Below are 12723 nucleotides of genomic sequence, written 5' to 3'. Positions count from 1 at the left end.
CGAGCCCATCGGTGGCACCCGCGGGAAAACTACCCAACGGCGAGGGGAGTCACCGGGGCCCGAGCCGGACGAGAAGTACAGCAGCGGAGTACAGCCGATAGTTCCGGACGAAGAGACTTAGGTTCACATCCCCGACAAGTGTCCTGGAACGCGTGGGCGTAGACGTTCATCGTGACGGCGATCTGGTGGTGCGTCAGGAACTCCATCACGACCCTGCTCACCCCGGCCGCGGTGAGCAGGGTCACGCAGCCGTGCCGAGCGTCATGCGGTCGGATTACCCGTAGGTCCGCGTTCTTGGCCGCGACTTCATCGCCCGTCCCTGGGGGTGCTGTTGCGGGCCTCAGTAGCCGGTGCCGCGCTTGACCTGGGCCCGCTCGATCTCGGTGGTCGCACCCTTGTGGTCCAAGGTGCTGCACGCGTCGGCGATGTCCTGGGTCAGACGCTCGATCTGCTCGCGGCTCAGGGTCTCCTTGACCAGTGCACGCAGGATCTTCACTCGCTCCGCGTTGGGCGGGAGCGTGTACGCCGGCACCATCCAGCCGCGCTCGGCCGAGAGCTGCCAGGCGACGTCGGACTCGTCGTAGGCGTGCTTGCCGGCAAGGCGGAAAGCGACCAGCGGCAGCTGCTCGAGGTCGCTGCCGATCACTTCGAAGCGGCCGCTGCTACGCAGGTTGTCCGCCAACGCGTGGGCGTTCTTCTGCATCGTCTCCATGACGTAGGTGTAGCCCTGGCGACCCAGCCGCACGAAGTTGTAGTACTGGGCGAGCACCATCGCCGCGCCGGTCGAGAAGTTCAGTGTGAACGTCGCGTCGGTCTTGCCCAGGTAGTTCTCGTGGAACACGAGGTCCTTGGCCAGGTCGGACTCCTCGCGGAAGACCAGCCAGCCGATGCCGGGGTAGACCAGGCCGTACTTGTGTCCCGAGACGTTGATCGAGCGGACCTGGTCGAGCCGGAAGTCCCATGTCGAGTCCGGGTAGAGGAAGGGCCACACGAAGCCGCCGCTGGCGCCGTCAACGTGGATCGGGATGTCGAGGTCCCGCTCCTTGCGGATGTCCCGCAGGAGCTTGTCGATCCCGACGACGTCGTCCTTGTGGCCGGTGAACGTGGTGCCGAGGACGGCGACGACGCCGATCGTGTTCTCGTCGAGGTGGGGCTCCACGTCCTCCGGGCCGATCGTGTACTTGTTCTCGGCAAGCGGCACGATCCGCGGCTCGACGTCGAAGTAGCGGCAGAACTTCTCCCACACGACGTGGACGTCGCCGCCGAAGACCAGGTTGGGCCGGTCGGCCGACAGGTTGGCCGCCTGGCGGCGCTCCCGCCACTTCCACCTCAGCGACAGCGCGCCGAGCATGATCGCCTCGGACGAGCCCTGGGTCCGGCATCCGGTGGTCTTGCCCGGTGCGTGGAAGAGGTCGGCGAGCATGCGAACGCAGCGCTGCTCGATCTCGGCGGAGATGGGGTACTCCGCGTGGTCGATGAAGTTCCGGTGGAGGTTCTCGGCGATGATCCGTTGCGCCTCCGGCTCCATCCAGGTGGTGACGAACGTGGCCAGGTTGCGCTGCGGGTCGCCCTCCATGACGAGGTCCGCATCCAGCAGCCTCATGGCGTCCGTCGCCGTCATGCCCTCCTCGGGGAATTCCTCCGAGGGAGCGGGCGCGGTCAGAAACCGGTTGCCGAACAGAGCCGCAGCGTCACTCTTGGTCATGCGGAGGATTCAAACAGTTCCGGAACGTTCCTCGGCGAAGAACACGCCGAGGAAGAACAGCGAACCGTGGCCTTCGTCGTATCCGTCGATATTGTCGCAGCAGTTATCTACGTGGTCGCCTTTATGCTGAGTCGTTCGCGGCCCCCAACCGCCAGCGAGGTTGCCGCGATCTGAAAATCAGGATTGGCGAGAAGGCCGCCGAAGCCCTCGCCCCGGGGGCGACCGAGGCTACGCCCGAGATCAAGGCCGGGCGAGGCTTTCGATATCTGACGTAAGTGCGACCAAAAAATGGTGACGCTCACCACATAATTCACAAGTCGACATCCCTCAATGATTCCATGAATTCACGGTCACCATCATGGGCAAATTTCACCGCATCACCGATGCGCCGATTACCTCCTTACTGTGAAGGCAGCAAATCGCCGACCCTTGAGTGCTCGTTCCAGTGGATTCATGACGCGCTCCACTCACGAAGAGACCAAATAGCATGAGCCTGGTCAGTCAGAAAGCTGCGTGAAGCCCAGTGGACTCATCACCCATTATCCAGCAGCGGTCAGATTCCGTACTCCGGAGGCTGATTCTCTGGAGCACCGAGCCAACGGCACAGGGGGAGTCGACACGTTCGGCGGCGACGCATTCGCGAACAGGAAGAAAATCATCTTGCCATTAGCGCGTTTCACATGCCGGGGCACCCGGATCTTGATCGGAAAAGCGAAAGTTCCTTCTGAGCTGGGAGATAAGGCTTGCCGCAGATCTCTGGCATCCGAGCAGGAAGGAACTTTCTGCGTGCACACTCCGCCTTGCGCCCCGAGCTCGTCGTCTCGGTCCGACGGTCACGGGGTGGTCAGTCACGCCGGGTGCCGTCTGCTGGCCGATTGCGGGGCGCCCGGTCTCACGGGGATGCGTCGGTGGCTGTGTCGGATAGCCGGCTCTTGCTGGTCCGGACTGCTCCGAAGAAAAGTCGCAAACCAAGACCTAGGACGAGGAGATCGAGCAGCATCTGGACGGTGACGATCAGGTGGGCGGCTTCGCTGGTGGCGGTGATGTCGCCGAAGCCGACCGTGGTGAAGGTCGACACCGTGAAGTAGAGGGTGTCGGTGCGGGTGAGGGGGTGGGTACTGAAGTTCGCCGGATTATCTTGGGCGAGGATGAAGTACGCCGCGGCGAACAGCAGCAGGAATAGCGGTGCGGTGACCGAGAGTGCCTCGACCGCCCGGATGGTGGGGTAGTCGGCGCGGGTGATCGAACGGACCTGCCAGGTCACGGCTCCGGCAAGGACCAGCAGCGCGACTGACAATGACACCGGGACCGGGACCGACAACTCCTCGAGTTGATGCAGCGGGGCGAGGTAGTACAACGCGACCAGGCTCAGCGAGGTGGCCAGGATGCGCACGAATGCCAACAAGGTCAGCCGTCGCCGCTGTGCCGGGGCCAGGGCGCGCAGCAGTTTCGGGATAAACATCTAGCGGCCTCCGGTTCACACGGTCGCGTCCTCGGAGCGGTGTAAAAGCTCGACGAGGTAGGTGCCGTGGAGTGGATATTACGCGGCGTCCGTGAGTGTGTCGTTGATCTCGGCTGCGGTTCGCCTGATCGAGGTCGGGGGTTGGACCAGGGATCGGCGGAAGTCTTGGAGGCAACTGCGCCCGGAGGATGTCTGCCGCGTCGTCTATCGATGGCCTGTGCCGGACATGCCCTGATCCCGTCGCTCGCCAAGTGGGTGCGCAAACGTACTCCCGCGGTCGGTGTGGCGGCTTGGTGTGTACCGCCGCGCCAGGGGTACCCAGAAAGGCCCCCTGCCGCGGTCCCGGCACAGGTCACCGGGAGTACGCAGCCAAGTGCCGGACCAGCCCGACCAGCGCGAGCACCCAGGCGGCCGCGGCGACCCAGAGCAGTACCTGGCCCGGCGTCCGCAGCCAGCCGACGGCCGCGGCGTCGGCGACGGCGACGGACAGGGTGGCGACGGCCGTCATGCCCATCGGGAAGCCGTCGCCCAGCGCCTCATGTCGTAGCGCGGACGTGGCCAGCGTGCCTCGGCGAAGACGAGGACGGCGTACCAGCACACGGACAGCGCGAGCGTGACCAGCGTGAGCGGACGCAGCGCGTCGTGCAGAGCGGTGTCGCGCCAGGCGGGAACGGCCAGCAACTTCGCTCCGGCGAGCGCGGAGATCGCCAGCGTCCCGCCCGCCACCCACTGGTCGCCCGCGCCGGACCGTACCGGCCGAGGTCGAAGCGGAGGAAGGCGATCGGGTAGAGCGCCAGCCCGAGCACGAAGCAGCCCAGTGTCGGCCAGGCGAGCCACCCGGACGGCAGCGAGACGACCAGCGTTCCGCCCAGCACAGCCAGGCCCTGCGTCGCGACACACACCAGGAACACCGTTCCCGGCAAGCGCCGCCGCCAGTGCCGCACCACCGCCGTCAGCAGCACCGGCCAGATCAGTACCGCGACGACCAGCGCGGCGACGGCGACACCCGACCATCCCTGGAGTGCGAACCAGGTCCCGAGGCGGGTCGTCGCGGCCACTGCAGTCAGCGCGGGCGGCGTGTCTGCCTTGACCTCCCACCGGTCCCGTTCGCGCAGCAGCTGCCGCGCGAAGTCGACGGCGAGCGCGAGCCACGCGATGGAGGCCAGGACGAGCAGGATCCATGAGAGCGCCTCCTGCCCGACCAGGTGCAGCCCGATGGAGACAATCCCGGTCGCCATCACCGCCGTTCCTGCTCCCGGTGGCAGCGCCACCCACCAGCCGACCAGCCCGTCCTCGGCCGGGACACGATCACCCATCCCCCCCAATCTGCGGCGGTAGGGCGAGCCGCAACCGCCACGCGGTGTCCCACGGGCCAGCGGGCGTCAGTCCAGCGGACGTCCGTCTCGCAGCGCCTCGAGCACCGGTGCGTGCGTCCGCCCCGCCGGCAGCGGGCGACGGCGGAGCACGGTGATCGGCCCCAGGTCAGCCAGCAGGAGGACGAACGGCGGGAGATACACAGCCTGATCAGAAGCGAGATCAGCCAGCTGCCAGAACCGGCAACTCGAGTTGAGGCGTACCTGCAAATCCTTGCGCGGACTGGTTCTGACGAGTCCGTGCAGGAACCACCACCACCCGGCGAGGGCGCCGGAAACTCCCCTTAGAGCTCGTAACACGATCATGAGCGGGCTTTCTTGAGACGTCTCCAGCAGATGAGGCTGCAGGCGAGGGAGACGAAGGCGTCGTGGAGTTCAGTGCGACGCTCCCATCGGACAGTGAGGCGTTTGAAGTGGTGGAGCAGGGCGAAGGTCTGCTCGACGACGTAGCGGAGCTCGCCCATGCCCTTGATGTTCGGTGATCCCTTGCGGGAGATGACGGGCAGGATCCGCCGGTGACGCAGTTCGTCACGATGGACGTTGGAGTCGTAGCCCTTGTCGCCGAGCAGGGCTTCGGGCCTGCGGCGGGGCCGGCCGGGGCGGCCCGCGACGGGCGGGATGCCGTCGACCAGGGCGAGGATCTGGGTGACGTCATTGACGTTGGCCGCAGTAGTGATGACTTTGAGCGGGGTGCCGCGCCCGTCGCAGATCAGGTGATGTTTGCTGCCTGTCTTGCGCCGGTCGACCGGCGACGGACCGGTGTCGGCACCCCCTTTTTCGCCCGGATGTGTGAACCATCCACACACGCCCGGGACCAGTCGAGTTCGCCGGCCGCGTTTAGCTCCGCGAGCAGGATCCGGTGCAGCCGGTCGAAGACGCCGGCCTTCTGCCACCGGTCCAGACGCCGCCAGCACGTCTGACCCGAGCCGAACCCCAGCTCCAACGGCAGGAGTTGCCAGGCTATGTCGTTGTAGAGGACGAACAGGATGCCCTGCAGGCAGAGTCGGTCCGACACCGGCCTCGGCCCCGGCGACCGCTCCGGCCAGGGCGGCAGCAGCGGCTCGATCAGCGCCCACAAGTCGTCATCCACGATCCACGGCCGAGTAGTCACACCATCACGAACGGCCGAATCCTCACACCGGTCACGGCCAACCAGGACGATTCAGCAAGATCGTGTTACGAGCTCTTAGGAGAAAATCTTCGAGGTGACCGGATGACTCCGGTGACGCTGGTACTTCAGCAACACTTGCCCCTCGCTGTCTCTGTATCGCTCGAGCAACAACTCGCCGCGGCGTCCGGGAACGGGAACTCCCCCTGTCGCACTCATTCCCTCATGGGGCCGTGCAACTTTTTAGAGGCTGAAGGGTCGACTTCGGTATGCACCACCGCCTGCCGTACTGGCACCCAGCCCCCCGTTCCCCTACTGCGCATGACCGCCGAGGACCGGTGCTCCCACCTGCACCCGGAGCGCCGCCTTGGGCACCGCTCCACCTACCGCCGCCTGCCGCAGGCCGGCCAGAAGCGTCGCCATGGCCCGCAGGCCATCTGGCACACCGTCGCCGGTCATGGACCGAAACGACAACCACCGCCCCCTCCATTCATTGCCGCAGTCGGAGTCAAGGCGTGTTGACATAGTCAACAGCACTTCACGGTCCATACCCTCACTTCTGGTGTACGCTCCCCGCTAGATACCTTCCACCACGACGCGAGTGACGGGGAGCAGCAGTGGCACTGGAGCAGGTCGGTGGACGTTTCCGGATTACCGGTGACCTGGGTCGCGGAAACATGGGCGAGGTGCACCGGGCCGTGGACCTGGAGGCCGCACCCGCTTCGACGCAGTACGAGGTGGCGCTCAAGACGGTGCTGCGCAACCGCACCGGCCTGCTGGTCGAGGCTGCGGAGGGGAACAAGGAGACACAGCGCTTCCACCGCGAGGTGAAGATCATGCGCATGCTTTCCCAGGGTCACCCCAACCTCACCCATCTGCTCGCAGGCGGCGTCGACGACGCACCGGGTGCCAGCGGTCTCCCTTATCTGGCAATGGAGTTGCTCGACGGCCACACCCTGGGCCTGCTTATGGATGAAGAGCCGCAGCTCCCGGTCTCCTGGGTCGCCGCGATCGGCGCGCAGATCGCGTCCGGCCTCGCCGCCGCGCACACGGCTGGCGTCGTACACCGCGATCTAAAGCCGGCCAACGCGATGCTGCTCCGCGACGGCACCGTGAAGATCCTCGACTTCGGCATGGGCTCGATCGTCGACGACCCCGACCAGACGCGACTGACTAGCACCGGCGTGAGCGTCGGCACGGCACGGTACATGGCGCCCGAGCAGTTCCGCGCCGAGCCGGTCTCCGCCGCGGCCGATCTGTACGCGCTCGGCTGCGTCCTCTACGAGATGCTGATCGGCCGCCCCCCGTTCTCCGCGCGGACCGCCTACGAGCTGTCCGTGCAGCACCAGTACGACCCGCCGCCGCGGCTGACCATCGTCCGGCCCGATCTGCCGCAGGCCCTGGTGCGCCTGGTCTCCCGGCTCCTGGAGAAGGAGCCGGAGAACCGGCCGGAGAACGCCACCCTGGTCCGCGAGGCCCTGATCCCGCACGCGCTCGCCCCCGACGCGACGGTCGACCTGCTCGCCCCGGAGTGGACGGCGATGGACCCGGTGGCCCGGCTCCGCGCCGAGCTGCCGCAGCCCGCCGCCGTGAAGCCGGCCCCGGTACCGCGCCGTTCGCCCCGCCTGCCGGAGACCATGGACGTCTTCGGTATCCACAACAATCTGATCGAGGAGTACGAGAGCTTCACGCGGAGCGCCACCGTCATCCGTGACGCCCGGATCGAGAACTTCGTCGAGGACGACCTGGCCTCGAAGTCGCAGTGGCCCGACCCCTGGCTCTCGCTGAATCCGTTCTTCGCCGACGGCGGCCAGGTCACCGATCTGGTCAGGGACGGGCTGCTGCATCCACGCTGTGCCGAGATCTTCCAGGCCGGCAAGAAGGAGGACGCCCGCCGTCCGGACGGCCGGCCGCTCACCTTCCACCGCCATCAGCGCGAGGCGATCGAGGCGGCCCAGGAAGGCGACTCGTACGTGCTCACCACCGGCACGGGTTCCGGCAAGTCGCTCTCCTACATCGTGCCGATCGTGAACCAGGTATTGAAGGAGCGGGACGCGGCCGCTCCGGGGGCTCCGCGACGGGTACGGGCGATCGTCGTCTACCCGATGAACGCGCTGGCCAATTCCCAGCTCAAGGAGTTGGAGAAGTACCTGCGGCACGGCTTCGGGGAGGGCCACGAGCCGGTCACCTTCGCCCGGTACACGGGCCAGGAGGACGAGGAGCGGCGCAAGGAGCTACGCCGGAATCCGCCGGACATCCTGCTCACCAACTACGTGATGCTGGAACTGATGCTCACCCGGCCGGACGACCGCGACGGTCTGATCCGGAACGCCGAAGGCCTGCAGTTCCTCGTCTTCGACGAGCTGCACACATACCGGGGCCGGCAGGGCGCGGACGTCGCGCTCCTGATCCGCCGGGTCCGCGAGGCATGCCGTGCGGGGCAGAACCTGCAGTGCATCGGCACCTCGGCGACCATGTCCACCGAGGGCACCTGGGAGGACCAGCGGCGGGAGGTCGCCCGGGTCGCGGGCCGGCTCTTCGGCACCACGGTGCTGCCCACTCGGGTGATCGGCGAGACGCTGGTCCGGGCCACCGATCAGCCCCCGGCGGCCGTTCCCCCCGAGCGGCTGCGGATGCCCGCGGCGCCCCGCGCGTACGAGGCACTCACCCGGGACCCCCTCGCCCGCTGGGTGGAGTCCCGGTTCGGCCTTGAGGAGGAGCCGGATACCGGGCGGCTGCGCCGCTGTGCGCCGCGCACTATCGAGTCGGCCGCCGAGGAACTGTCCACCGACTCCGGGGTCCCCGCCGACCAGGTCCGGGAGGCGATCCGCGCCACCCTGGAGGCCGGTTCCCAGGCCAAGCACCCGGTGACCGAGCGGCCCCTCTTCGCCTTCCGCCTGCACCAGTTCCTCTCCAAGGGCGACACCGTGTACACGACCCTGGAGAACCCGCTCACCCGCCCGCTGACCCGCACCTTCCAGCTGGAGCAGCCGGGCAGCGGCGGCATGCCGCTGTACCCATTGTCGTTCTGCCGGGAGTGCGGTCAGGAGTACCTCACGGTGTGGCGCACCGAGGGCCGTGACGGTGTCTTCCGTTACGAGCCCCGGCGTGGCACCTCGGCCTCCGGCGGCCGCGAGGGCGAGGGCTGTCTGTACGTCGGGGTGCCGGACGAGGACTACGTCTGGCCCGCCGATCCGCAGCGGGCCGTGGACGACCGGCGGATTCCGGAGTCCTGGCTGGAGCAGGATGCGAATGGTCTGACGGTGGTGAAGAAGACCTACCGAGAGCGGGTGCCCAGGCGCGTCGTCGTCGACCCTCTCGGCACGGAGAGCACGGAGAGCGGCAAGGGTCTCGAGGCGGCGTTCGTCCCGGCGCCGTTCCTGTTCTGTTTGCACTGCCAGGTGTCGTACGAGCAGACCCGCGGCCGTGACTTCGCCAAGCTGGCGACGCTCGACCAGGAGGGCCGCTCCTCGGCCACCTCCCTGATCTCGGCCTCCATCCTCAAGTCGCTGCGCGCGGTGCCGGAGAAGAGCCTGGACAAGGAGGCCCGCAAGCTCCTCACCTTCGTCGACAACCGTCAGGACGCCTCGCTGCAGGCCGGCCACTTCAACGACTTCGCGCAGGTCACCCAGTTGCGCGGGGCGCTGTACGCGGCGGTCGTGCGCTCCGGTGAGGAGGGGGTGCGCCACGACGACCTGACGGCGGCGGTGACGGAGGTGATGGGCCTTGCACCGCGCGAGTACACCGGTGTCGCCGACCAGCCGCCGTCCATGGAGCGCCGGGCGACGAAGACCTTCCGGGACGTCGTCGGCTACCGCCTCTACCGCGACCTGGAGCGCGGCTGGCGGATCACCATGCCCAACCTGGAGCAGACGGGCCTGCTACGCATCGACTACGAGGACCTGGAGTGGGTGGCCGCCCGCGCCGAGCGCTGGGAACCGGCGCACCCGGTGCTCCGCGAGATCGACGCGGAGCTGCGTGCCGAGATCGCCCGCACCCTCCTGGACTTCCTGCGCCGGGGCCTGGCCATCGATGTGCAGTACTTCCGGGACGACTTCGACGCATTGAAGGGCGCCAGCGAGGAGCGGCTGACCGGCCCCTGGGTCCTCAGTGAAAGCGACAAGCCGAATGTCGGCACGGCCTACCCGTACGGTTCCAAGCCCGGTATGGAGCGCACCGCCCTGTTCCTCTCGCCGCGCGGGAAGTTCGGCAAGTATCTGCGCCGGAACGTCCCCGCGCTGCGTGAGGCCCCGCAGGACGATGTGCAGGGGGTGATCGAGACCCTGCTCACCGTGCTCCGCGACGCCGACCTGGTGCGCGAGGTGGAGGCGGCCCCGGAGCGTTCGGGGCCGGTGTTCCGCCGGCGTGCGGCGGAGAAGCGCACCGGGTACCGGGTGTCGGCCGCCGCGATCGTGTGGCGGGCCGGCACCGGGGAGACGGGGGCGATCGACCCGCTGACCCGCACCTACAGCCACGGCGAGGGGCCGCGCGTCAATCCCTTCTTCCGCGATCTGTACCGCAACGCCGCAACCGAGCTGGCGGGGCTCTACGCCCGCGAGCACACCGCGCAGGTGCCGCCGGAGGACCGGCTGCTGCGCGAGGAGGAGTTCCGCACGGCCGAACTGCCGCTGCTCTACTGCTCGCCGACGATGGAGCTGGGCGTCGACATCTCCTCGCTCAACGCGGTGATGATGCGCAACGTGCCGCCGACGCCGGCCAACTACGCCCAGCGTTCTGGCCGTGCGGGCCGTTCGGGGCAGCCGGCGCTGGTGACCACGTACTGCGCGACGGGCAACAGCCACGACCAGTACTACTTCCGCCGCTCGGAGGCGATGGTCTCCGGCCAGGTCGCGCCGCCCCGCCTCGATCTCGCCAACGAGGACCTGGTCCGCTCGCACGTCCAGAGCATCTGGCTGGCGGAGACCGAGATGAAGCTCGGTACGGCCGTACCTGACATCGTCGACGTGGCGTACGACCCGGAAAGCGGGGACCGGCCCGATCCGCGGATGGTGCTGCCGCTGCACACGCACATCCGTGACAGGTCGCTCGACGAGGGGGCCCGGCGCCGCGCGGTCACCGCCGCACACAACGTGCTCGCGCCGCTGATCTCGGACTTCCAGGACACGACCTGGTGGTACGACGAGTGGATCGAGGACCGTATCGAGCGGGCCGCCGACAGGTTCGACAAGTCCTTCGACCGGTGGCGTGACCTGTTCCGGGCCGCCGTACTCGACCAATACGAGCAGAACAAGCGGGTGGTGGACCACACGCTCAGCCAGGGCGAGCAGGGCCGCGCCCGCACCCGCCGCCGGGAGGCCGAGACGCAGACCAATCTGCTGCTCAACCGCTCCACCGACAACAAGTCGGTGATGAGCGACTTCAACCCCTACCGCTATCTGGCCTCCGAGGGCTTCCTCCCCGGTTACAGCTTCCCGCGCCTGCCGCTGGCCGCGTACATCCCACGTTCGGGCAACCGGCGCAACGCCGACGGCGACTATCTCCAGCGGCCGCGGTTCCTGGCGATCCGCGAGTTCGGCCCGGGTGCGCTGATCTACCACGAGGGCGCCCGCTACCAGGTGACCCGGATCCAGCTGCCGCCGGACGCCTCCGGCGATCTGGCGACGGCGGAGGCACGCCGCTGCGACACCTGCGGTTACCACCACCCGGTCCGTCCCGGCCTCGACCGCTGCGCGATGTGCGATACGGAGCTGACCGGGAAGCGCACCGGCCTGATCCATCTCCACACCGTGTACACCACCCCCCGCGAGCGGATCTCCTCCGACGAGGAGGAGCGGCGCCGGGCCGGTTTCCGGCTGGAGACCTCGTACGCCTTCCAGGACCACGGGGTCCGCAAGGGCCGTCTCACCTCGCAGGTGACGGACGGAGAAGGTGCCGCCGTCCTCGCCCTCGACTACGGCGATTCGGCCACGGTCCGGATCACCAACTTGGGCCGGGTCCGCGACAAGGAGGATGTGCAGGACGGCTACTGGCTGGACCTGGGCGACGGCCGCTGGCTCAACGACCGGGCCGCGGCGGACGCAGTGGAGGGCACCGGGATGCCGGTGGTCGACGAGGACGGCAACGAGAAGCGCCGCCGGAAGCGCGTCCTGCCGTACGTGGAGGACCGGCGGAACATCCTGGTGTCGACGCTGGACGAGCCGCTGCCGGAGCCGATCGCATTCTCCGTCCTGTACGCCCTGGAGCGTGGCATCGAGGCCGCCTTCGAGCTGGAGGACTCCGAGCTGACGGCCGAACTCCTGCCGCCGCCCGAGGGACCGCGCCGCCGGCTGCTCTTCACCGAGGCCGCGGAGGGCGGAGCCGGTGTGCTGCGCCGGCTGCGACAGGAGCGAGGGGCGCTGGCGAAGGCCGCCCGCGCCGCCCTGCAGATCTGCCACTTCGACCCGGACACCGGCGAGGACTTGGGCGGTCCCGAGGGCGGTGAGGAGTGCGCCCGCGGCTGCTACGCCTGTCTCCTGACGTACGGAAACCAGACCCATCACCGCCTGCTGAGCCGCCACGCGGCCCGCCCGCTGCTGCTGCGCCTCGCGGGTTCGCAGACCGAACGCGAGGACCGGGGCGAATCCCGGAGCGAGCAGTTCCACCGGCTGGCGGCACCCACCGCGACCGGGTCCGGCGGCCCCGCCCTGACCGGCAGCGATGGCCCCGCCGCGCCCACTCCGCTGGAGGCCGACCTCGAAGCCCTGATCGCCTCGGGTGATCTTCTCGGCTGGCTGAAGGCCAAGGGCTACCGGCTGCCGGACGAGGTCGACGTCCTGGTTCCGGAGGCCGCCGCCAAGCCGGATCTGGTGTTCCGTATGGACGGTGCCCGTCTCGCGGTCTTCGTCGACCTTCCCGACCACGGCGCCGATTCCACCCGGGACCGCGAGGCCGGCTACCGCCTGGAGGAGGCCGGCTGGGACGTGCTGCGTTTCCGGGCCGGATCCGACTGGGACGCCGTGGCGGACGACAACGCGACGTATTTCCAGACCCGTTGACCGTTACGTTCTCCCCGTCGATCCTTACGCTCACCGCCCAGGTCCCACCCCGACCACTCCACCCCGCCGACTCCGAAGGA

At 68.3% G+C, this 12723-nt stretch carries 6 protein-coding genes and 1 pseudogene; 1 reads left to right on the top strand and 6 read right to left on the bottom strand.

Annotated elements, in window-relative coordinates; translation table 11 throughout:
* Nucleotides 1-29: 29 nt before the first annotated feature.
* The 6 genes and pseudogenes from OG422_RS24220 to OG422_RS24195 form a co-directional block, all read right to left on the bottom strand.
* A pseudogene (locus OG422_RS24220) lies at nt 30-299 on the bottom strand (tyrosine-type recombinase/integrase); the annotation flags it as partial.
* Between the two features lie 41 nt (nt 300-340).
* Nucleotides 341-1705, bottom strand: coding sequence for a glutamate decarboxylase (locus OG422_RS24215; protein WP_405745494.1), 1365 nt, complete (start codon nt 1703-1705; stop codon nt 341-343).
* A gap of 892 nt (nt 1706-2597) precedes the next feature.
* Nucleotides 2598-3167, bottom strand: coding sequence for a potassium channel family protein (locus tag OG422_RS24210; RefSeq protein ID WP_405745491.1), 570 nt, complete (start codon nt 3165-3167; stop codon nt 2598-2600).
* A gap of 352 nt (nt 3168-3519) precedes the next feature.
* The gene (locus tag OG422_RS24205; RefSeq protein ID WP_405745489.1) at nt 3520-3681 is read right to left on the bottom strand and encodes a hypothetical protein; all 162 of its coding nucleotides are present in this window, start codon (nt 3679-3681) and stop codon (nt 3520-3522) included.
* 22 nt (nt 3682-3703) lie between these two features.
* Nucleotides 3704-4483, bottom strand: coding sequence for a hypothetical protein (locus OG422_RS24200; protein WP_405745487.1), 780 nt, complete (start codon nt 4481-4483; stop codon nt 3704-3706).
* A gap of 359 nt (nt 4484-4842) precedes the next feature.
* Nucleotides 4843-5651, bottom strand: a protein-coding gene (locus OG422_RS24195; protein WP_405745484.1) for an IS5 family transposase whose coding sequence is annotated in 2 segments (ribosomal slippage) — nt 4843-5331 and nt 5334-5651 — 807 coding nt in all. Because the reading frame shifts where the segments join, the coding sequence is not laid out codon by codon here.
* Nucleotides 5652-6325: 674 nt separating this feature from the next.
* On the opposite strand from OG422_RS24195, the gene OG422_RS24190 reads away from it, so the two are divergent.
* The gene (locus tag OG422_RS24190; RefSeq protein WP_405745482.1) at nt 6326-12643 is read left to right on the top strand and encodes a protein kinase domain-containing protein; all 6318 of its coding nucleotides are present in this window, start codon (nt 6326-6328) and stop codon (nt 12641-12643) included.
* Nucleotides 12644-12723: the final 80 nt, after the last annotated feature.

The organism is Streptomyces sp. NBC_01525, from assembly GCF_045040405.1.
GTDB lineage: Bacteria > Actinomycetota > Actinomycetes > Streptomycetales > Streptomycetaceae > Streptomyces > Streptomyces benahoarensis.
This window is presented reverse-complemented; position numbering and strand designations above follow the sequence as displayed.